Here is a 20,753-nt window from a genome sequence, read left to right as displayed (position 1 = left end):
CACCTGGTTCGCTTCCCGCCCACGGACAGGAACCAAGGACTACACCAGGCCGTGGCGGTGCACGAAGACCACCGCCTGCACCCGGTCCCGCAGGTGCAGCTTCGACAGCACGCTGGACACGTGCGTCTTGACCGTGGCCTCGCCGAGGAACAGCTCGGCCGCGATCTCCGCGTTGGACAGCCCCCGTCCCACGTGGACCAGCACCTCCCGCTCGCGGGGCGTCAGGAGCTCGGTCCCCGGGGCCGACGGCGGCAGCCCGGGCGGCGGCGAGGCCCCCGGCGGGGCGGCGGGCGAGTCGGCCGACGACGTCGACACCATGCGGTCCACCACCCTGCGGGTCACCTGCGGCGACAGCAGCGCCTGCCCGTCGGCGACCGTGCGCACCGCCTCGACCAGGTGCTCGGCGTCGGAGTTCTTCAGCAGGAACCCGGACGCCCCGGCTGCCAGGGCGTCGAAGACGTACTCGTCGGTGTCGAACGTGGTCAGCACGAGCACGCGGGACAGGTCCTCGGCGACGATCTGCCGGGTCGCCTCGATCCCGTCCATGACGGGCATCTGCACGTCCATGAGGACGACGTCGGGCCGCAGGTCACGGGCGGCCTCGACGGCCCGGGCACCGTCGGGGGACTCCCCGACGACCACCAGGTCGTCCTCCACCGAGAGGATGAGCCGGAAGCCGGAGCGCACCAGCGCCTGGTCGTCCACCAGCAGGACCGTCGTCATGACTCCTCCACGGGCAACGGCAGGCGCACGCGCACACGGTACCCGCCGGTCACCCGCGGCCCGATCTCCGCCACCCCCTGGTGCGTGGCGACGCGCTCGCGGATGCCGACCAGCCCCAGGCCGGAGCCCGAGGACCCCGGCCGGGACCGGCCGTCGTCGATCACCTCGACCTCGGCGTACCCGCCACGGAACCGGCGGTCGTCGGCGACCGGTCGCCGGTCGACCCGCACGGTGACGCTCGCCGCCCGCGCCGTGGAGTGCTTGCGGACGTTCGCCAGCGCCTCCTGCGCGGTCCGGAACAGGCTCAGGCCCAGCGACCCGGGCACCGCCCCCTCGGCGCCCGCGGGCTCCGCCACCAGCGTGAAGGACACGTCGAGACCGTCGTCGGCGTCGACCAGGCGGCCGATGTCGGCGACGCCCGGCTCGGGCGAGCGGTCCCCGCCGGCCGGCGTGCCGCCGTCGTCCCCGATGTCGCGCAGCGTGCCGACCAGTCCGCGCATCTGCTCGACGGCGTCGCGCGAGGCCGCTTCGATCGTGCTCAACGGCACCGCCGCGGAGCCGGGGTCCTTGGCCAGCAGGCGCCGTGCGGCCGCGGCCTGGATGCCGATGACCGACACGTGGTGCGCGACGACGTCGTGCAGCTCCCGCGCGATGCGCAGCCTCTCGGTGACGACGGCGCGACGGCCGAGCTCGTCGGCCTGCCGCTCGATGGTGGCGGCCTGCTCCGCGAGCTGGGCGCGCCGCCGGGCGGCGTGCCACGTGACCTGGCCGAGGGCGATGGCCCCGAGGAAGTAGGCGATGTTCGTCAGCCAGGTCTGGGCGATCATCGCGTCGAGGGGCGACAGGAGACCCGGGGGGTCGTCGAACAGGCCCTCTCTCTCGGCGTACTGCTGCATGCCGGAGCTGAGAGCCGTCTGCCAGAACAGCCAGCCGAACATGGCGGCCAGGCACGCGGTGACCACGATGAGCATCGCGCGGCGGTCACGGGCCCAGGCCACCGCCGTGTAGAGCGTCATGAAGTACACGACCTGCAGCACCTGGCTCAGCGGGACCACCGGCACGGTCAGACCGACCAGCAGGAAGTGCGCGTAGACCACTGCGAGGACCGCCAGGGGGTAGCGGCGCCGGACCACGAGCGGCAGGGCGCCCGCCCCCGACAGGACGTAGAGCAGCCAGGCGGGATGGTCGCCGGCCTGGACGAGGTAGCCGGCCGAGCGGGACAGCTCCATGCCGACCACCGCGAGGACGGTGAGGGTCAGCCCGAGCCACACGTCGTGGCGGTAGGAGGCGCGGGGGTCCGCGGGGAAACGCTCGAAGTCGTCGTCGACGCCGAACCACTCGGAGATGACGTCGGCGGGGCGGGCACGGGGCATCCCCTCAGCGTAGGGAGTCCACGACCGCTCGGGATCCGTCGCACGACGGAGACGGCGGCCCGGCGGTGTGCGCGGCCGGGCGGCGTGCCAACCTGTGGACATGACGAGCTTCTGGATCTGCCGCACCTGCGCCGTCGAGCACGCGACGCAGCCCGAGGTGTGCGCGGTCTGCGCGGACGAGCGCCAGTGGGTACCGGCGTCGGGCCAGGCCTGGACGACGATCGACGAGCTGGCGGCCGAGGGCCAGCACGTCGCGGTCCACGAGCTGGAACCGGACCTGTTCGCGCTGCAGACCGCGCCGGGCGTGGGCATCGGTCAGCAGTCCAAGCTGCTCCGCACCCCGGCGGGGTCGTTGCTGTGGGACCCGTTGGGCTTCGTGGACGACGGCGGCGTCGCGGCCGTGCGTGACCTGGCCGGTCCCGCGGGGGTCGTCGCCGTCGTGGCGAGCCATCCCCACATGTTCGGGGTGCAGGTCGAGTGGAGCCGGCGACTGGGCGGGGACGGCGGCCCGGTCCCGGTCCTCGTCGCGGAGGCCGACGCCGGCTGGGTCGCGCGCCCGGACGACGCGATCGAGACGTGGTCCGGCGCGCGGGAGGTGCTGCCCGGGGTGACGCTGAGCCAGCCGGGCGGGCACTTCCCGGGCTCCGCCGTCGTCCACTGGGCCGCCGGGGCCGACGGGCGGGGCGTGCTGCTCTCGGGCGACACGATCTTCGCGAACCCCGACCGCACGTCGGTGAGCTTCATGCGCAGCTATCCGAACCGCATCCCCCTCTCCGGGGCGGTGGCGCTGCGGGTCGCCGGGCACGTGGCCCGGCGCCCCTTCGAGCGGATGTACAACAACTTCGACGGCGTGATCCCCGCCGACGCGCGTGCCGTCGTGCTGCGGTCAGCACGACGGCACGCGGCATGGGTGCGGGGGGACTTCGATCACCTCACGTGATCAGCACCGGGGCGGGGATCAGTGGTCGTGGTCCTCGTGGCCCTCGTCCTCGTGCGCCTCGTCCTCGTGGCCGTGGTCGTGCTCGGCGGGCGGCTCGCCCAGGGCACCGGAGATCTCGTTCGGCGCCACGTCCAGCGCACCGGTGGCCCACACCTCGCCGTCGATGATGTCCACCGCGTGGACGGCGTCGGCCGCCGGGTCGGTCACGTAGACCGAGCCGTCGAGGGTGAAGACGGCCGGGCGCGGGTCCTGCCACTCCATCGGCTCCTCCCACGCGTCGACCACCGGGATCGACGCGGTGATCTCGGCAGTCTCCGGGTCGATGACCTGCAGGGCACCGTCGGTGGTGAGCACCAGCGCCTCGCCGTCGTCGCCACGGGCGATCGAGCGGAAGCTGTACGAGCCCGGCAGCTCGACGAGCTCGTGGCTCGCGTCGCGGGTGTCGATCAGGCTGACCGTGGTGGGACGCTCGAGCTCCGCGTCCGGGTCGGTCTTGTAGTCGCCGAGCATGATCGGCGAGGCCTCGGTGCCGGCCTGGTTGCCGATGCGGGAGTAGTCGTCCGGGGTCTCGACCTTCGTGATCTCACCGTCGGCGTAGATCAGCGCGCCGTCCTCGCACCCGACGACGACGGCCTCGCCCTCGGCCACCGCCTCGCCGTGCACGCCGGGGCAGTCGTCGCTGGCGACGATCTCCTCGCGGTCGGCGTCGAGGACCCGGACGGTGGAGCGCTCGTCCTCGGTGCCGTCGGTGACGAGCAGCGAGCCGTCGCTCAGCGGGACGGCCACCCCGTGGTGGGCTGCGGGGAGCTGGACCTCCTCGACACCCTCCTGGTGGGCGATCTCCGCGGACTCGACGACCTGCACCAGGCCGGTGCCGTCGTCGAACAGGGCGGTGACGCCGTCGTGCACCACGGCGTGACCGGGCTTCTCCGCGGCGTACGTGACGTCGGTGAGCTCCGGCGTCGTCGTGAAGTAGTGGAAGTGGTCACCGTGGCCCTGCCCGTAGGTGCCGGTGTCGAGCACCTGGAACCCACCGGTGGTGGAGACCAGCACGTGCTGGCCGTCCCCGGCGGCGTTGAGGCGGTTGAAGCCGGCGAGCTCGAAGTCGGCGACCTCCTCGAGCGTCTGGGCGTCGAGGACCTTGATGCCGCCATCGTAGGTGACGGCGAGGCGCGGGCTGCGGCCCTGCATCTCGGTGGCGGCCTCCTCGGTCGCCTCGTCCGTGGTCTGCTCGGCGGACTCGGCAGCGGGCTCGTCGGGCTCGGTGCCGCAGGCCGCGAGGAGCGCGACCGGCAGGGCCAGCGCGAGCGCCGTGGCGGCGCGGGAACGGATCTTCATGGGGAGTGTCTTTCCATCTCTACCGGGGGGTCTCTGCGAAACACGAATGAGAACCGTTCGCAGTCGAGCGACAGTCAACCATGCATGAGAATGGTTATCAAAACCCCTGGTCAGGAGGCTTCGCGCTGCCAGCGCCCCGCGGCCAGGCTCACGATCAGGGCGACGAAGACCACCAGGTAGACCTGCCCGACGATGGCCTCGCTCGTCGCGAGCAGCCGACCGAGCGGCGTCACCGCCGCCAGGTCCCCGTAGCCCAGGGTGGTGATCGTGGTCAGGCTGAAGTACATGAAGGACGTCGTCGACTCCTCCGTGCCGAAGAAGTGCCCCTGCGTGAAGTTGTCGACCGTGAGGAAGGCGTAGTAATAGGCCAGCGCGATGAGCAGGTAGGCGGAGACCGCGCCGAGCAGCGTCGCCAGCGTCACGACCCGGTGGCGCACCAGCCGCCGGGCGACCACCACGGGCGCGAAGGCCGCGATCAGGAGCAGCAGCGGCGGGGCCGACGTCACCGAGTCCGGGGTCTCCAGGACGAGGACCACCACGAGGGACAGGACGAGCAGCGCGCCCAGGAAGACGTAGGCCCGTCGGCGCCACCTCGTCCGCAGCCCCGAGGCCCGCAGCGCCAGCCCGAGCGTCGCTCCCACCGTCAGCGTCGTCACTAGACCGGCGATCTGGGCGGTCACCTGACCGGACTCCCCGCGGATGTCGACGAGGGACAGCAGCGCCACCGTCACCGCCACCAGGACGAGCAGAAGGCCGAACCGGTCCACCCAGCGCGAGCGCGGGTCGATGTAGGGGTCGTCCTCCGGCACCGGCTGGTGCTGGCGCGCGAAGAAGCTGCGCGGCCCGTCGGGACGCGTCGGCCCCGGGTCGGCGGGGCTGGTCACGGTCGCTCCTGCACGCGGTCCTCCATGGGTGGGCTCGACCCCATCGTGGCCGACTCTGCGTCCGGGCGCGCGCCCTGCGCCGCGGCGAGCGCCTCACCGCCGGGCACGGTGATCGCGGCGATCGCCGTGGTGATCGGGATCGCCAGCACCAGGCCGATCGACCCCACGAGGGTGCGGACCACCTCCTCGGCGATCTCCCCCGAGGTGATGGTCATCAGCGGCGACTGGTCGAGCATCCACACCGTCAGCAGCAGCGGCAGCGCCGCCCCGACGTAGGCGAACGCGATCGTGTAGACCGTCGAGGCGATGTGGTCGCGGCCGATCCGCATGGCACGTGCGAACAGTGCGCGGCGGGGCGCGGTCGGCGCGAGCGAACGCAGCTCCCACACCGCCGACGCCTGCGTGATCGTCACGTCGTTGAGCACACCCATCCCCGCCAGCACCAGACCGCACAGCGCGATCCCGCGCAGGTCCACGGCCGGCGCGATGATCGTCAGGTTCTGCGCCAGCTCGTCCGACGCCCCGGTGATGTGCGCCGCTCCCGTCGCCCACGCCCCGATCCCCGCCGTGAGCGCCAGCCCGGCCAGGGTGCCCAGCAGCGCGACCGTGGTCCGCGCCGTCAGCCCGTGCGCGAGGTACAGCACGGCCAGCATCACCGCCGACGACGTCACGAGGGCCACCATGAGCGCGCTCTCGCCCGCGAGCAGCGCCGGGAACGTGAACCCGACGAACACCGCGAACGCCACCGCCAGCCCGGCGATCGCCGCGAGCCCGCGCCACCGTGCGACCAGCAGCACCACCAGCGCGTACGCCGCCGCCAGGAGCCCGAAGGGCACGTCACGCTGGTGGTCCATGAAGACGTACGGCGTCACGGTGTCGGCGAAGTCGCCGATGAACAGGGCCGTCACCCGGTCTCCCGGCTCCAGCGCGAACCGCGGGTCGGCCTGCATGCCGGACGTCTCGCCGTCGGACAGGAGGATCTCCACGTCCCCGGCGGTCGCGTCCTCCATGGTGGGCCACGAGTCGTCGCTCGCCTCCTCCAGCGGTCCCACGACGGTGACCGGCACGAGCTCGCTGCCCTCGACGACGACGGGGATCCGCTCGGGGACGTCGGCCGAGGACGGCCACAGCGACCACAGGCCGAACGCGGTGGCGACCAGCGCGGGCAGCACCAGCAGCGCCAGGACGAGGCGGGTGCGGGGCGGGGCCGGCGGGACCGGTCCGCCGTGGGAGTGCCCGTGCGCGTCGGGGAGGCTGTGCTGCGCGGCGTGGCGGGCGGAGCGGCGGGTCGAGACGTCGGTCACGGTGCGATGCTCCCACCACAGGGTGGCCGAACCCCGCAGACCGCGCCGCCTCGCCCCTCCCCGAGCTGTCAGGACGTGGCGCCCGTGTACCCGCGCCACGTTCTGACAACTCAGAGTCATAGACTCCCGAGGTGACCGCGCCAGCTCCCGTGCCCTCCCCCTCGCCCGGCAGCTCGGCCGGGACGGTGGTCGGCGTCGGTGCCGCCGTCGTCGGCGGTCTCGGTGCCGCGGTCCAGACTCGGGTGAACGGGTCGCTCGCCGAGCACGTCGGCAGCGGGTTCGGCGCGGCGGTGGTCTCGTTCGGCTCCGGCCTGCTGTGGCTGACGATCGCGCTGGCCTGCTGGCCCGCCGCCCGGGCCGCCGTCGGACGCGTCGTCTCCGGGCTGCGCGAGCACCGGCTGCGCTGGTGGGAGGTGCTCGGCGGCACCGCCGGCGGCTTCTACGTCGCCGCCCAGGGCCTGACCGCCGCGACGCTCGGCGTCGCGCTGTTCATGGTCGCCGTGGTGGCGGGGCAGTCGACCAGCTCGCTGTTCGTGGACCGGATCGGCCTGGCACCGGGCGGCGTGCGGCTCATCACCCTCGGCCGTGCGCTCGGACCGCTCCTCACCGTCGTGGCCGTGGCGGTCGCCGTGTCCGGGTCCGTCGGGACCGTGCCGTCGGTGGGGCTGGCCGTCATCCCCTTCCTCGCCGGGGCGTTCCAGTCGTGGCAGCAGGCCATGAACGGCCGCGTCCGGGCCGTGGCCGCGGTACCCGGCGACCGGTTCGCCGGGGTCGCCGCCGCCACGTTCGGCAACTTCGTCGTCGGGACCGCTGCGCTGGCGGCAGCGTTCGGCGTGTCCGTCCTGGTCGTCGGGTGGCCGACCGGCACGCTGCCCACCGCGTGGCCGCTCGACCTGGTGCTCTACTCCGGCGGCCTGCTCGGGATCGTGTTCATCGCCATCCAGGCCGCCGTCGTCCACCGCATCGGCGTGCTGCTGCTGGCGCTCGGCATGATCGCGGGGCAGATCGTCGGTGCGCTCGTGCTCGACGTCGTGGTCCCCGGCGTCACGCCCCCGGGACCCGCGATGTACGCGGGTGCGGCCCTGACGCTGCTGGCCGTGGCCGTCCCCGTCGTCGAGTCGCGCCTGGTGCGCCGCCGGCGCTGACGGCAGGACCTCGATCTCGACGTGCAAGAAGTCGACCTTCCCCGGCACGGTGGAGACACCGACACGAAGGAGGCCCCATGCAAAGCGTCACCCAATCCATCGACGTCGACGTCCCGGTCACCACCGCGTACGACCAGTGGACGCAGTTCGAGGACTTCCCCCACTTCATGGAAGGGGTGGATGAGGTCCGCCAGCTCACCGACACCAGTACGCACTGGGTCACGAAGGTCGGCGGCGTGGAGCACGAGTTCGACGCCGACATCACCGAGCAGCACCCCGACGAGCGCGTCGCCTGGCGCAGCACGACGGGCCCCGACCACGGTGGAGTCGTGACGTTCCACCGGCTGGCCGACGCCCAGACCCGGGTCACCGTCCAGATGGACTGGGCCCCGGAGAACGCCAAGGAGAAGGTCGGAGCGGCTCTGAACTTCGACGACCGCCGCGTCAAGGGCGACCTGGAGAACTTCAAGTCGTTCATCGAGTCGCGGGGCGCCGCGACCGGCGGCTGGCGCGGCGACGTGAGCTGACGCCCTGCCCCCCGCACCGCCCGGCGGCCGGCCGGCCCACCGCGACGTGGGGCCGTCCGGCCGCCGTCGTGCTGCCCGCTCGGGGCGAGACGGCGGGTTCACGGAAGGTTTGACGAGTCACCAGGAGCAGTTCGCCGGATGTTCCCCGGGGAGTCCCAGGGTGTGAACGCGCCCGTCCGGGCGTGTTCCCCCTCGACAGGAGACTCCCGTGCTTCTCATGCCCCGCGGACGCCCGGCCCAGGTCGGCGCCCTCACGGCCCTCACCGGTCTGCTGACCGCCGGGATGCTCGCCGTCGGCGCGCCCGCCGCCACGGCTTCGGCCACCGGCCCGGCCACGACGACGGCGACGGCGACCGCCGACGACGAGCTCGCCTCCCGCTTCACGCTCGCCGTCCTGCCCGACACCCAGTTCTACTCGCGGTACGCCGCCGACCAGTTCGTGCCGCGCTACGGTGACGACCCGTTCCACACCCAGACCACGTGGCTCGCCGAGCACCAGGACGACCTCGACATCCCGTTCGTCGCGCACCTGGGCGACGTCGTGGACCGCGCCGGCGTAGCCGGTGAGTGGGAGGTCGCCGACCGGGCGATGTCCGCGCTCGAGGACGGCGGCCTGCCGTACTCGGTGCTGCCGGGCAACCACGACGTGCTGGACTCGAACGACGCGCTGACCGACGTCGACTACGACCTCGACGCCGAGCCGTTCCTGACGTGGTTCGGCCCCGAGCGCGCCGCCGCCCAGGCCACCGACGGGGGCTCGGACCCGACCGGCATGAACCAGTACCAGGTCTTCGAGGCCGAGGGGCAGGAGTTCATGGTCCTCGCCCTCGCCTGGCGCGCCTCCGACCAGACGATCGCGTGGGCCGACCAGGTCATGGCCGAGCACCCCGACGTGCCCGTCGTCCTGACCACCCACTCGATGCTGGCCATCGGCAGCGACGCCACCTCCCCGCAGAACACCGCCTACGGCGAGAAGCTGTGGGACGAGCTCGTCCGCTCGAACGACCAGATCTTCCTGACCCTCAACGGTCACTTCCACGGCGCCACCCGGCAGACGCGGACCAACGACGCCGGGAACGCCGTCACGCAGGTGCTCATCGACTACCAGATGGCCTACGACGGCGGGAACGGCTACCTCGGGCTGTTCGAGTTCGACCTCACCCACGACCGCATCGAGGTCCAGACCGCCTCGCCGTGGGTCGTCGCCAAGGACCCCGAGGTGCTCACCGCGTACGACCAGCCCTTCCTGGAGGGCGAGCACCAGCAGTACACGATCGACATCGACTTCGCCGAGCGGTTCGGCGGCTTCGACCCGGACTTCGCCGCCGGTGACGCGGACCAGCCGTCGCTCTCGCAGCGCGCCCGGGACATCCTCCTCGACGGTTTCGAGGGCACCGACCCGATCACCACCGAGCCGCCCACCTCCCGCGACGACTACCCGCAGGTCGACGGCACGCTCGCGCACTGGCGCTTCGGCGGGCAGGGCACCGGCGTGGTGGACGTCGACACGGTCGTGCCCGACGTCGCCGGCGGCGCCGACCTGACCCGCGCGAGCAGCACCGAGAGCGGGTCGAGCACGGCCGAGGTCTCCGACGTCGTCCTCAGCGACGACGCCGCGCCCCTGTCGGCGGACGGCGCCGCCGTCTGCTTCGCGAACGCCGACAGGACCACGGGCCGGCTCAGCTACCTGCGCACCGCGGCCGGCGCCGCGGTCAACGACGCGCAGCTCGCCGACGGCTACACCATCGAGACGTTCCTCAAGATCGACGGCAGCTTCACCGAGGACGCCAACGCCTGGATGAAGGCGGTCGTGCGGTCCGGGAACCGGTCGCGGCTCGACGGCATGCCCTGGTCCCGCTGGGACTACACGGCCTCCCCGGTGGCGCTCGGGATGTCGAACCTCAAGGAGCTCCAGTGGACCGAGGTGCCGGTCGAGACGACCAAGGGTGACCGCACGTCGTGGTCCGGCGAGATCATCGTCGACCGCTGGGTGCACGTCGCGCTCGTCAACGACCCGGCCGACGAGTCCACGACGATGTACGTCGACGGCGCACCCGTGCTGCGCAACGCCACCGACACCCTCGGGCACAGCCTCGAGGAGGACATGCCCTGGCTGTTCGGCACCGACTGGGTCGACGACCGGGCCACCAACGGGTGGAACGGCTGCATCGGCGAGACCCGCGTCGTCGACCACCCGACCGGTCCGGAGCAGTGGCTGACCGCCCGCGCGGCCGAGCCGGCGGCTCCCGCCTGGGACGCCGGCACCGTGTACGACAAGGGCGACCGCGTGACGCACGACGGCGCCGTCTTCGAGGCGTCCTGGTGGACCCGCGACCAGACGCCCGGCGCCTCGGCGTACGGCCCGTGGCAGGAGATCGCGACGACCGACGACGGCACCGCGGTCTGGACGCCGTCGCGCATCTTCACCGCCGGCGACGTCGTCGCGCACGACGGCGTCGAGCACACCGCACGCTGGTGGACCCGGAACCAGGAGCCCGGCGCCTCCTCCTGGGGCCCGTGGGAGCCGACGGACTGACCGCTCCGGCACCTCGGCGCCCGCGGCCCGGACCTGAGCGTCCGGGCCGCGGGCGCCATGACAGAATCCGGGGATGGTCGCGAACCCCGACGGGCAGTCGCTCGCCGACGCGGGTCTCGACCGACCGGGAGCCGACCCGTCGTTCGACCGCTTCGCCCGCCTCGTCAGCCGCCACCTCGGCGTCTCCACCGCACTGGTGACGTTCGTCGTCAGCGACACCCAGCTCTACCCGGGGGCGCTCGGCCTGCCCGAGCCGCTGCAGACGACGCGGCGCTCCGCCTTCCCGCACGCGATGTGCGCCGAGGTCGTGCGCGCGGGCGGGCCTCTCACCTACACCGACCTCACGGCGGTACCGGGCGAGCCCGCCCGCGACCTGGTGGTGAACCTCGGCATCCAGGCCTACGCGGGGTTCCCCGTGTTCGACCGGGACGGCAGTGCCGTCGGCACCGTCTGCGCGCTGGACGCCCTGCCGCACGAGTGGACGCGGACCGACCTCGACACGCTCGCGGACCTCGCCGAGGCGTGCTCGGCGGAGATCCGGCTGCGCCAGGAGCGCCGTCGGGCACAGGAGCTGCAGGAGGTCGCGCTCCGGGCCGGCCGCCGCACCCAGCTCCTGCTCGACCTGACCGACCGGTTCTCGCGCGCGACGACGCTCGCCGATCTCGTCGTGGCCGTCGAACGCGCCTCCTCCGCCGTCGGGGTGGCCTGGTCGGGCCTCGGGCTGCTCGACGCCACCGGTTCGTCGGTGCACTTCGTCAACGAGCTCGACGGGGTGCCGTTCCCGGCCCGCCTGCGGCTCGACGACCCGCAGCCCGGACCGCACGCCCTGCGCAGCCGCGCACCCGTCTACGCCCCGGACGGCCGCACGCTGCTGCGGGAGTGGCCCGCGATGTCGCGGTGGGTCCGGCCCGACGACGGCGCCCTGGCGTTCCTCCCCCTCGTCGCCGACGACACCGTGCGGGGCCTCGTCGCGCTCGCCTGGCGCGACCCGCAGGAGGTCGACGCCGACACGCGCGAGACGTGTGCCGCTCTGGCGGCGTGCGTGGCCACGGGCCTGGACCGCGTGCACGTGCTCGAGGACCGGCACCGCGTCGCGGCCACCCTGCAGGCCGCGATGCTCACCGAGCTCCCCGCGACGGCCGACCTCGAGCTGGCGGCCACCTACTCGACCGCGACACGGACGGACCGGGTCGGCGGCGACTGGTACGACGCCGTCGTGCGCGACGACCACACGGTGCTCATGATCGGGGACGTCACCGGGCACGACATGCAGGCCGCGGCCCGCATGGGCCAGCTCCGCTCGATGCTGCGCACCCTGGCCTGGAGCCAGGATATCTCGCCCGCCGCGCTGCTGCGCCAGCTCGACCACGCCAACCACGGCCTGGCCCTGGAGGCGAGCGCGACGGTCCTGGTGGTCCGGCTCTGCCGGCGGTCCGACCCGCCGGCCGTGAGCTGGTCCTCGGCCGGGCACCCGCCACCGCTCGTCCTGCGGGCGGACGGGTCCGTGACGGAGCTCGCCGGCCGGCCGGACCTGCTGCTCGGGATCGACCCCGCCGCCGTCCGGGCGGACCACGCGACGCGGCTCGGTCCGGGCGACACGCTCGTGCTGCACACCGACGGGCTCGTCGAGACGCGGACCAGCACCTACGCCCACCGCGCCGCCGAGCTCCGGGCCGCGCTGGCGGAGCTGGCGGACCGGCCGACGGCGCAGCTCCCGCGGGATCTCGTCGAACGGATGGTGCCGGGTTCGCAGCGCGACGACGTCGCCGTGCTCGCGGCGCGCGTCCGGCGGCGGGCCCGGGTCGGCGCGACGCACCTGGCGGACGCGACGGGCGCTACGGTGCGGTGACGAAGATGTCGAGCAGCTCGGGGTGGTGCCCGTGCACCAGCACCGCGAAGACGACGGCGTCGAACAGCAGGTGCACGGCCAGGACGTAGGACAGCGACTTGTAGCGCGCGAAGATCCAGCCCTGCACCAGCGCGAACGGGATGGTAAGCACGGGCCCCCACTCGCGGTACCCGAGCTCCCACAGGAACGACACGAAGACCACCGCCTGCAGCACGTTGGCGACCTGCACCGGGAAGTGCCGGCACAGCAGCGCGAAGACGGTGCAGATGAAGAACAGCTCGTCCCAGAGCCCGACGGCGTTCACCCCGACGAACAGCCGGGCGATCGAGCCCTCGGCCTCCAGCGGCGGCCAGTTGAGGTACGCCCCGGACCCGAGGAAGTACGGCGGCAGGATGAGGTAGCCGATCACCACGACGGCGCCGAGGTAGACCCACTGCCCGCGCGTCCAGCGCCGTCCCGTGGCGACCGGGAAGCGCACCGCGCCCGCGCCGTCGTCGTCCCGCAGGACGAACCGCGACAGTGCCCAGGGCACGAGGACCGCCAGCGACAGCGCGACGGTGAACCGCGTCATCCCGGCGTCCGAGAGGTCGGCCGCGAGGGGGATCGCCGAGACGATCGCCATGCCGGCGGCGATGAGCGCCAGGTGCTTGCCGAGCGCCCGGTCCACCAGCAGCCCCAGGACGACGCCGGCCACGAGGGGCAGGTAGCCGAGCGGGCGGACGTGGACGGCGAACAGAAGGACCGCGGAACCGCAGACGAGCACGGCGGCGGCGTAGCGGGCGACCATGAGCCGCACCCTATCGGCGACGGGCTCAGGCAGGCTCCGGCGGTCCCTCCGGCGTGCCCGGGCGCCGGCGACGCGCCTGCCACAGCGGCCACCCCACGGCGGCGGCGGCCACCAGGATCACGACGGCGAGCAGCGACCACGGCACCGCCCAGCCGGAGGTCTCGCTGGCCGCGACCGCCGTCTGCCCCCCGCCGATCCCGACGACGACGCCGTCGACCCGCACGTCGGCACCGAGCCGGATCATCGGCCGGACGCCGGTCAGCTCCACGGTCCGCTCGACGACGGAGCCCGGCAGGATCTCCTCGAGCTCACCGCCCGCGGTGCGCGGTGCACTGCCCCCCGGACCGGCGACGGACACCGTCTCGGTGGGGACGACCCGCGCGTCGCCGGTGTTGGCCAGCGCGTACGTCACGGTGGTGGTGGCCGTCGCGAGCGGGTTCACGTCGGTCGTGGTCCGCACGGTCACGTCCCGCACCTCGAGGCCGGGGCTGAGGTCGCCGGCGACCCGGGCGTGGACGCGCAGGGCGAGGCGCCGGTCCACGGACAGGGCACCGTCGCCGACGGCCTGCGTCGTCGAGGTGACCAGACCGCCGGCGTGGTCGCCGGGGGTGGCGTCGTCGGGCACGGTCAGCGTGAAGGGGACCCGAGCGGTCTCGCCGGGGTCGAGGGAGAGGGTGCCGTCGGCGACGTCGAGCGTCAGCCAGGAACCGAGGTCGGTGGGCTCGGTGTCGGCGGGGAGCAGGTCGAGGTGGCCGTCGCGGGTGGTGAGCGCGTCCGTGGCGTAGACGGACAGGTCCAGCGCCGCCGTCGACCCGTTGGTCACCAGGAGCCGGTCGGAGATCTCGTCGCCGGGTTCGACGGCGTAGGCGTAGTTGGCGCGGTCGGCCCCGGTGGCGCCGACGGCCGCGTCGGCAGGGCCGGGCCCCTTGCCGGGCGCGAGCGACCACGTGAGGTCGTCGGTCGCCGTCGGGACGGCGGCGGTCGAGGGGAGGGCGGCGCCCGCCCCGACGGCCAGGGCGGCCGTCAGGGCGAGCGTCGACAGCGAGCGTCGCATCGGTTCGGTCAGCCCACCGCGGTGAGGGTCAGCACACCGGTGTAGTCGCCGGCGGGCGTGTCCAGCGGGATGTCGAGCGCGAGCGCGGCGTCCACCACGGCGTCGGCGGAGCCGGCCGCGCCGGTTCCGCTGGCGAGCGTCGAGGTGACGCTCAGCCCCTGGACGGACCCGGCCACCACGGGCGAGCCGGCGACGGCGTCACCGGCGCTGACCCGCGGCGTCCAGCCGAGCGCGGCGCCGGAGAACGAGCCCGACCCGCCGACGAAGCTGGTGGCCTGGCCGTTGATCGTCCACGCCCCGTCGGCTCGGGTGTCGCTGACCGTCACCTGGTGGAGGGCGCCGGTCGCGGTGAACGCGGAGTCGCCGGCCTCGGCGACGCCGAGGTTCACGGCGCCCCCGCCGTCGATGGTCCAGGTGAAGGCACCCGGCTCGGGGTCGACCGGGTCCTCGGACCCCGGGACCTCGACGCCGACCTCGAGGTCACCCTCGCCGTCCGCCGTCGGGGCAGCGAACGACACCGGCGTGGAGAGCTCCTGGGCGGCGTTCGGCGTCGCACCGCCGGCGGCAAAGGTGTAGACGCCGTAGGCGCCGGACTCGGCGTGGTCCGCCGCGACCTCGACCTCGGCCGTGAAGGTGCCGTCCTCGTGCAGCAGGACGAGCTGGTCGGCGACGTTCGGGTAGTCGGCCGTCACCTGCGAGTAGGACGGCTCCGGCAGCGCCCACCGCTGGCTGATGACGGTCCGCTGGGACGACGCGACGTCGTCGGACGGCTGCCAGTGCTCGGCGAACTTGCCGAAGACGACGTAGACGCCCGTCGGCTGGCCCGCCGCGACCGGCGGGCGGCCCGCGGTGTTGACGTTGGCGGCCGGGTCGAAGCCGGACCCGGTCACGGTGACCGTGGTGGTCGCCTGCGGGTCGAGCCCGTCGGCCTGCGAGACCTCGACGGTCGGCTCCCACGAGGCCGCGGCCTCGAGCCCGGCCGTCAGGCTCAGGTCGTCCAGCGCGTCACCCGCGCCGTACAGCGGCAGCGCCGCGGCGCCGTCCTCGGTGGTGGTCAGCCCGGTCAGGGACACCTCGAGAGTGTCGCCGTCGAGCGCGACGTCCACGCCGGAGGCCGTCGCGAACTCGACGTCCTCGCCGCCGTAGGTCCCGGCCTCCCACTCGCCGAAGCTGCCGGTGACCACGGCGGTCACGTCGGCCCGCACGACGGCGGCACCGTCGGTGACCTCGACGGCCACGTCCTCGATCGTCACGTCGAAGTAGTGCGTCGGGAAGTGGAACGCGGCCCCACCGGCGGACTCGACGAGCAGGTCGTCGTCCGAGGTGTACGACCCGCCGGTGACCGGCAGGTTCCACGGCAGGGTCTCGTTGGGGGTGGAGGTGTTGGCGGTCGACGCCGGGGTGCGCGTCTCGTCGAACTGCCCGGGAGCGACGAGCGTGATGCGCTCGCCCATGGGCTCAGGTGTCCCGAGGGCCGCGGTCTGGTTGCCGACGTACCGGCGGAAGCTCTCCTTGTACCCCCAGGAGACGCCGCCGGAGTCGGCGACGACCTCTCGGGCGTCGGCGGCCTGTGCGGGCGCGACCGTCACGAGGGTGGCGCCCAGCCCGAGGGTGAGGACGCCGAGCCCGGCGACGAGCCGGCCGCGTGCGGCGGGGCGATGGGTGGTGGTCATGTGTCTGCCTTCCGTGGGGGTCAGGCGGGGTGGGGGTCTATGGGTGCCGCGGCGGTGAACGGCAGCACGAGCCAGCGACGGCGGAACCCGACGACGGCTGCGGCGGTCCCGGTGCCGAGCAGGGCGATGCCGTACGCGAGCAGGTCGCCCGTGGAGGCACCGGCGTCGGACCGCTCGGGCACGAGGCCCGGTGAGGTCAGGCCGAGCGTGACGGCCTGCGTGACCGGGAAGAGGCCGAGGCCGGCCTCCGCCGGGGTGGGGAGGATGGCGGGTGCGCCGAGCCGGTTCGCGGTGAGGGCCGCGCGGGGCGCGGAGGTAGGTGCGCTGGCGCCGCCGCTGCCGGCGCCCAAGGAGCCCGCGCCGCCGGTCCCGGCCGCCCCGGTGCTCCCCGTCCCCGCTCCGCCGGTGCCGGCGTCCGAGGCCCCGCCGCTGCCCGGGTCCGGACCGTCGGCCGGGCCCAGGCTGTCGTCGGCGTCGAAGCTGACCGTCACCGGGGCCGGCGGCTTGAAGCGGTCCCGCGACGAGCCGGAGGTGTACCAGTAGGAAGCCTGTCCCGTCGCGACCTGGAAGTCGACGAAGCTGCGGGGGAAGGACCCCCAGCACACCTTCCCGGCGTCCTGGCGCTGCTGGGGGGTCTCGTCGGAACCCGGGACGCGCACGCCGCACCAGTCGGGCTCCAGCACGCTGCCGCGGCCCGTCGCGTCGACACGGCCGCCGGTGAACGTAGCCAGGGAGACGGTGCGCTCCGGGACGGGCGCCCAGACGGACCGGTCCGCCATGTCGGCGGCGAACCCGCCGACGGTCGCGGTGAGCCGGCCGTCGCCGTCGGCGTCGAGCGTCAGGTGCGGGTCGGTGGCCCACCAGTAGCTCAGCCCGCCGTAGAACACGGCGCTGAAGGTGCCCGACCACGCCACGTCCAGACTGCCGTCGGAGCGGCGCTCCCCCCGGCCGCCGTCGACGACGACCTCGGCTCCGCTGGTGTTCTCGGCCGCCATGCTCAGGGGGGTGCCGTCGGACGCCTCGCAGCGCGAGCCGTAGCCGACGACCGTCTCGTCGTCGTCGGTGGCGCGCAGCACGCGCACGTCGCCGTCGATCGCCTGGTACAGACCGGCGTCGGCCGCGCCCCAGACGAAGCTGCCTCCGGTGTCGCCGTCACCTCCGGGGCGACCGGCCATCAGGAAGTTGCACCCGCCGTAGAAGTTCGCCCCGACGGACTCCTGGTTGACGGTCCAGCGCAGCTCGGCGTCCGTCAGCTCGGCGTCGCCGGCGGGCGGGGGCACGACCGACCCGTCCTGCCCGACGTCCGGGACCGTCACGGCGACCTCGACGTCTCCGCCCACCCGGGTCGGCGACCCGAGGTCGTCCTCCGTGCCCGCTGCGGCGGCGGGGGCCAGCAGGCCGGCAGCGAGCGCGGTCGCGACGGCGACGAGTGCGGTGCGGTGGGTGGCCGTCATGCCGACCGACCACGTCGACGACGTCCCCCGGCGACGGCCGAGGAGACGACCACGATCAGCAGCAGCAGGAGCGCCGCACCGGCGGCGAGCTCGGCGACGGAGTAGCCGGTGCCCCAGGCTCCGGCCGCCGCGTCCCCGCCGCCGGACGCCGTGGCGACGGTCAGGGCCGACTCCTGCGCCGCGGCGTCCGCCGGGTCGCGGGTGACGACGATCTCGACCTCGGGCTGCTTGCCCGACGACGCGCCGGTCACCTTCAGCACGTGGGTGCCGAGCCGGAGGTCGTCCGGCAGCTCGAGCAGCCCGGCGATCTCCCCGTGCGCCCCCGCGCCCAGCGGGCCGACGGCGAGCTCGCCCTCGTCGAGCACGGCCACGACCTGCTCGCCCGGCTCGAAACCCTGCCCGGCGAAGCTCAGCACCCGCCCGGCCACCGCGGTGGTCCGGTCGAACCCGACGGTGGCGGGGCCGGCGTCCTCGACGGCCGAGTCCGACGACGACGGCTCCCCCGAGGCGCCGTCGGGCTCGCCGCCGGTGCCGGACGTCTCGTCGGGCGCCCCCGCCTTCTCCCCACCGGTCCCGGCGCTCGCGCCGCCGCCCGCGGCGGCGCCCTCCCCGTCACCGTCAGCGGGACCCGAGGCGCCGCCGTCGTCCACGAACTCCACCGGGGTGAACGTCTCGTTCGCCGCGTTCGCGACCCCGTGCGCGCCGATGGTGATGACGCCGCAGCGGACCCGGGTGCAGTCGACCTCCACGGTGCTGCCGGACCGGTCGAGCGTCTGGAACCGCGGTCCCGGCACGACGAGGGACGCCGACCACGTGCCGTCCTCGGCGAGCAGACCGCCGTTGGCCTCGTCGGCCGTGCTCGATCCCGGGAACGCGACGAACCGCTGGTACCCGGCGTTGTCGGCGGACTCGGCGTCGGGGACATAGCGCAGGGTGTCCCCCGAGGTGCCGCCCTGGGAGGGTGCCCAGGCACCACCGTCCACCCAGCCGAACAGCACGTAGAGGCCGCCGAACGCGTTCGGCACCGACTGGAAGCCGGACCCGGACAGCCGCAGCGTCGTCGGCCCCGTGGTCGAGGCCCGTGCGGCGCCGTCGAGGCCGGACACGCTGACGCGCGCGGCGGCGTCGGCCGGTGCGGACGCACCCGGCACGACCGCGGGGACGGCGACCCCGAGGCTCAGGACCAGGGCGACAAGGGCGACGAGGCGTCTCATGGCGCCACCTCCTGCGGGACGAGGGTGCCGTGTCGCGGCAGCACCAGGAGCGCGCCGGTCACGGGATGGGTCAGGACGTCGACGGTGTGGTCGTAGACGTCCGTGAGGAGCTCGGAGGTCAGCACGTCGGCGGGCGGGCCGTCCGCGACGACGCCACCGCGGTGCAGGACGAGGACGCGGTCCGCCCAGGCGGCGGCCAGCGGCAGGTCGTGCAGGACCACGACGGCGGCCCCGCCGGTGTCCGCGTGCCGGCGGGCCTGGGCGAGCACCCGGGTCTGGTGCTTGACGTCGAGGGCGGCGGTCGGCTCGTCCAGGAGCAGCAGCCGCGGCTCCTGCGCCAGCACGCGGGCCAGCGAGACCCGGGCCCTCTCCCCGCCGGACAGGGTCGGGAAGCGTCGGGCGGCCAGGTGCGACACGTCGGCGGCCGCGAGCGCCGACGCCACCACGTCGTCGTCCCGGTCGGTCGCGGGCGAGCCCTCCCACGGCGCGCGGCCCATGCGGACGACGTCGACGACTCGGAACGGGAAGCTCACCCGGTTCTCCTGCAGGAGCACGGCCCGGCGGCGGGCCAGCTCGCCCGGGCGCACCGCGGACAGGGGCTCGCCCTGCCAGGAGACCCCGCCGTCGTCGGGCACCCGGTCGCCCGCCAGGACGGACAGCAGGGTCGACTTGCCGGCGCCGTTGGGTCCGACGACGACGAGGACCTCGCCGGTGCGCACGTCCAGATCGACGCCGTCGAGCAGCGTGGCGGCGCCGATGCGGACACCCGCGCCGCGGACGGCGAGCAGCGGCGTCTCGTCCCTCGTGCCGTCGCTCGTGCCGCCCCTCGTGCCGCCCTTCACGCCCAGCCCCCGGCCTGCCGGCGCGTGCGGTACACGAGCCAGAGGAAGAACGGCCCGCCGACGAGCGCGGTGAGCATGCCGATGGGCAGCTCGGCGTACGGCACGGCGGTGCGGGCGACGAGGTCGGCGGCGAGCAGCAGCACGGCACCACCGAGCGCGCTGGCGGGCACCAGCACCCGGTGGCCGGGCCCGACGGCCATGCGCACCAGGTGGGGCACGACCAGGCCGACGAACGAGATGATCCCGCAGAAGGCGACGGCCGCGGCGGTGAGCAGCGCGACCATGACGACGGCGACGATGCGCAGCCGTTCGACGTCCACGCCCAGGTGCCGGGCCGACCGCTCGCCGAGGGCGAGCAGGTCCAGGCGGCGGGCCAGCGCGAGCGACCCCACGATGCCGACCAGCACCAGCGGGGCGACGATGGCGACGTACACCCAGCGGGTGCCGTTGAGGGACCCGAGCTGCCAGAACACGATCTCCTCGCGCGCCTGCGTGTCGCCCAGGAACGTGAACAGGGCCAGCCCGGCGCCGCAGATCGCGTTGACGGCGACCCCGGTCAGCACCAGGGTGACCACCTCGGTGCGGCCGCCGGCGCGCGCCATGGCATAGACGACGAACGTCGCGACGAGCCCGCCGGCGAACGCCGCGACCGCGGTGGTCCACGGACCGAACGCGGTGAGTCCGAGCGCGATGGTCGCGGCGGCGGCGACGGCCGCGCCGGAGGAGACCCCGACGACTCCGGGCTCGGCGAGGGGGTTGCCGAAGACACCCTGCATCACGGCGCCCGCCGCGGCGAGCGCCGCGCCGATCAGCACCGCCATGACGACGCGGGGGAAGCGGACCGTCCACAGGGCGGCGTAGCCGTGGGGGTGGGCCGGTTCCGGACCGATCTCGAGACCGAGGCCGCGTGACAAGGCTCCGAGCACCTCGGCGGCGGGTACGTGGAGCTGCCCGGACCCGGCCGAGACGACGGCGAGCACGCCGAGCGTCGCGGCCAGGACGACGAAGAGCACCGTGACCCGGCCGGTCCGGGCCGGCGGGAGCACGCTGCGGCGCCGGTCGCCGTCGGGCGGCGTGGCCGGGCGGCGCGCGGCCCCGGCCGCGAGGCGG

Annotated in this window: 17 protein-coding genes; 5 read left to right on the top strand and 12 right to left on the bottom strand. The window is 74.3% G+C overall.

Annotated features, from left to right (window positions below; translation table 11 throughout):
- Positions 1–39: 39 nt before the first annotated feature.
- Positions 40–723: a response regulator gene (locus AC3RJ8_RS01180; protein ID WP_489714150.1), complete on the bottom strand. Its 684-nt coding sequence runs from the start codon at positions 721–723 to the stop codon at positions 40–42.
- On the bottom strand, positions 720–2,096 hold the full coding sequence (locus AC3RJ8_RS01175) for a sensor histidine kinase (protein ID WP_489714149.1): 1,377 nt from the start codon (positions 2,094–2,096) through the stop codon (positions 720–722). The genes AC3RJ8_RS01180 and AC3RJ8_RS01175 overlap by 4 nt, the downstream gene beginning before the upstream one ends.
- Positions 2,097–2,196: 100 nt before the next feature.
- On the opposite strand from AC3RJ8_RS01175, the gene AC3RJ8_RS01170 reads away from it, so the two are divergent.
- Entirely contained in the window at positions 2,197–3,036 is an 840-nt protein-coding gene (locus AC3RJ8_RS01170) for an MBL fold metallo-hydrolase (protein ID WP_489714148.1), read from the top strand.
- Positions 3,037–3,054: 18 nt separating this feature from the next.
- Here AC3RJ8_RS01170 and aztD read toward each other — a convergent pair whose 3' ends face one another.
- The 3 genes from aztD to AC3RJ8_RS01155 form a co-directional block, all read right to left on the bottom strand.
- Positions 3,055–4,374, bottom strand: a complete 1,320-nt coding sequence (gene aztD, locus AC3RJ8_RS01165; protein ID WP_489714147.1) for a zinc metallochaperone AztD — start codon at positions 4,372–4,374, stop codon at positions 3,055–3,057.
- A 110-nt stretch (positions 4,375–4,484) separates the two neighbouring features.
- The gene (locus AC3RJ8_RS01160; RefSeq protein WP_489714146.1) at positions 4,485–5,258 is read right to left on the bottom strand and encodes a potassium channel family protein; all 774 of its coding nucleotides are present in this window, start codon (positions 5,256–5,258) and stop codon (positions 4,485–4,487) included.
- Positions 5,255–6,562 carry a YibE/F family protein gene (locus AC3RJ8_RS01155; RefSeq protein WP_489714145.1) on the bottom strand — a complete coding sequence of 436 codons (1,308 nt, stop codon included), beginning with the start codon at positions 6,560–6,562 and terminating at the stop codon, positions 5,255–5,257. The genes AC3RJ8_RS01160 and AC3RJ8_RS01155 overlap by 4 nt, the downstream gene beginning before the upstream one ends.
- Before the next feature lie 131 nt (positions 6,563–6,693).
- Between AC3RJ8_RS01155 and AC3RJ8_RS01150 the strand changes: the two genes are divergently transcribed.
- The 4 genes from AC3RJ8_RS01150 (at position 6,694) to AC3RJ8_RS01135 (ending at position 12,619) form a co-directional block, all read left to right on the top strand.
- Positions 6,694–7,707: a DMT family transporter gene (locus AC3RJ8_RS01150; protein ID WP_489714144.1), complete on the top strand. Its 1,014-nt coding sequence runs from the start codon at positions 6,694–6,696 to the stop codon at positions 7,705–7,707.
- 77 nt (positions 7,708–7,784) lie between these two features.
- Positions 7,785–8,234 carry an SRPBCC family protein gene (locus AC3RJ8_RS01145; protein ID WP_489714143.1) on the top strand — a complete coding sequence of 150 codons (450 nt, stop codon included), beginning with the start codon at positions 7,785–7,787 and terminating at the stop codon, positions 8,232–8,234.
- A gap of 217 nt (positions 8,235–8,451) precedes the next feature.
- Entirely contained in the window at positions 8,452–10,770 is a 2,319-nt protein-coding gene (locus tag AC3RJ8_RS01140) for a carbohydrate-binding protein (protein ID WP_489714142.1), read from the top strand.
- Positions 10,771–10,843: 73 nt separating this feature from the next.
- Positions 10,844–12,619: a GAF domain-containing SpoIIE family protein phosphatase gene (locus tag AC3RJ8_RS01135; RefSeq protein WP_489714141.1), complete on the top strand. Its 1,776-nt coding sequence runs from the start codon at positions 10,844–10,846 to the stop codon at positions 12,617–12,619.
- On the opposite strand, the gene AC3RJ8_RS01130 is transcribed toward AC3RJ8_RS01135, so the two are convergent.
- Genes AC3RJ8_RS01130 through AC3RJ8_RS01100 form a run of 7 tightly spaced genes read right to left on the bottom strand, consistent with a single transcriptional unit; the run spans position 12,606 to position 20,689 of the window.
- Positions 12,606–13,406 (bottom strand): CPBP family glutamic-type intramembrane protease, encoded by an 801-nt coding sequence (locus AC3RJ8_RS01130; protein ID WP_489714140.1) that lies wholly within the window; start codon positions 13,404–13,406, stop codon positions 12,606–12,608. The two genes, AC3RJ8_RS01135 and AC3RJ8_RS01130, sit on opposite strands and share 14 nt — an antisense overlap.
- 25 nt (positions 13,407–13,431) lie before the next feature.
- Positions 13,432–14,460, bottom strand: a complete 1,029-nt coding sequence (locus tag AC3RJ8_RS01125) for a WxL protein peptidoglycan domain-containing protein (RefSeq protein WP_489714139.1) — start codon at positions 14,458–14,460, stop codon at positions 13,432–13,434.
- Positions 14,461–14,468: 8 nt separating this feature from the next.
- Positions 14,469–16,133 (bottom strand): HtaA domain-containing protein, encoded by a 1,665-nt coding sequence (locus AC3RJ8_RS01120; protein WP_489714138.1) that lies wholly within the window; start codon positions 16,131–16,133, stop codon positions 14,469–14,471.
- A 20-nt stretch (positions 16,134–16,153) separates the two neighbouring features.
- Positions 16,154–17,587, bottom strand: a complete 1,434-nt coding sequence (locus tag AC3RJ8_RS01115) for a hypothetical protein (RefSeq protein WP_489714137.1) — start codon at positions 17,585–17,587, stop codon at positions 16,154–16,156.
- Complete coding sequence (locus AC3RJ8_RS01110) at positions 17,584–18,801, bottom strand: hypothetical protein (protein ID WP_489714136.1); 1,218 nt, start codon at positions 18,799–18,801, stop codon at positions 17,584–17,586. The genes AC3RJ8_RS01115 and AC3RJ8_RS01110 overlap by 4 nt, the downstream gene beginning before the upstream one ends.
- Positions 18,798–19,643 carry a heme ABC transporter ATP-binding protein gene (locus tag AC3RJ8_RS01105; RefSeq protein ID WP_489714135.1) on the bottom strand — a complete coding sequence of 282 codons (846 nt, stop codon included), beginning with the start codon at positions 19,641–19,643 and terminating at the stop codon, positions 18,798–18,800. Before AC3RJ8_RS01105 ends, AC3RJ8_RS01110 begins: the two co-directional genes overlap by 4 nt.
- Positions 19,640–20,689, bottom strand: a complete 1,050-nt coding sequence (locus AC3RJ8_RS01100; RefSeq protein WP_489715545.1) for a FecCD family ABC transporter permease — start codon at positions 20,687–20,689, stop codon at positions 19,640–19,642. The genes AC3RJ8_RS01105 and AC3RJ8_RS01100 overlap by 4 nt, the downstream gene beginning before the upstream one ends.
- Positions 20,690–20,753 lie beyond the last annotated feature (64 nt).

The organism is Isoptericola sp. MSGPD8_1_ISO-PGPR-S23-394, assembly GCF_058072785.1.
The sequence above is the reverse complement of the archived record's forward strand: the minus strand, read 5'-3'. Positions and strand labels throughout refer to the sequence as shown.

Excerpts from the sequence above, each read along its gene's own strand:
- AC3RJ8_RS01175 (WP_489714149.1), bottom strand. The coding sequence starts at position 2,096 with ATGCCCCGTGCCCGCCCCGCCGACGTCATCTCCGAGTGGTTCGGCGTC.
- AC3RJ8_RS01145 (WP_489714143.1), top strand. The coding sequence starts at position 7,785 with ATGCAAAGCGTCACCCAATCCATCGACGTCGACGTCCCGGTCACCACC.
- aztD (WP_489714147.1), bottom strand. The coding sequence starts at position 4,374 with ATGAAGATCCGTTCCCGCGCCGCCACGGCGCTCGCGCTGGCCCTGCCG.
- AC3RJ8_RS01115 (WP_489714137.1), bottom strand. The coding sequence starts at position 17,587 with ATGACGGCCACCCACCGCACCGCACTCGTCGCCGTCGCGACCGCGCTC.
- AC3RJ8_RS01140 (WP_489714142.1), top strand. The coding sequence starts at position 8,452 with ATGCCCCGCGGACGCCCGGCCCAGGTCGGCGCCCTCACGGCCCTCACC.
- AC3RJ8_RS01180 (WP_489714150.1), bottom strand. The coding sequence starts at position 723 with ATGACGACGGTCCTGCTGGTGGACGACCAGGCGCTGGTGCGCTCCGGC.
- AC3RJ8_RS01130 (WP_489714140.1), bottom strand. The coding sequence starts at position 13,406 with ATGGTCGCCCGCTACGCCGCCGCCGTGCTCGTCTGCGGTTCCGCGGTC.
- AC3RJ8_RS01125 (WP_489714139.1), bottom strand. The coding sequence starts at position 14,460 with ATGCGACGCTCGCTGTCGACGCTCGCCCTGACGGCCGCCCTGGCCGTC.
- AC3RJ8_RS01110 (WP_489714136.1), bottom strand. The coding sequence starts at position 18,801 with ATGAGACGCCTCGTCGCCCTTGTCGCCCTGGTCCTGAGCCTCGGGGTC.
- AC3RJ8_RS01120 (WP_489714138.1), bottom strand. The coding sequence starts at position 16,133 with ATGACCACCACCCATCGCCCCGCCGCACGCGGCCGGCTCGTCGCCGGG.
- AC3RJ8_RS01170 (WP_489714148.1), top strand. The coding sequence starts at position 2,197 with ATGACGAGCTTCTGGATCTGCCGCACCTGCGCCGTCGAGCACGCGACG.
- AC3RJ8_RS01135 (WP_489714141.1), top strand. The coding sequence starts at position 10,844 with ATGGTCGCGAACCCCGACGGGCAGTCGCTCGCCGACGCGGGTCTCGAC.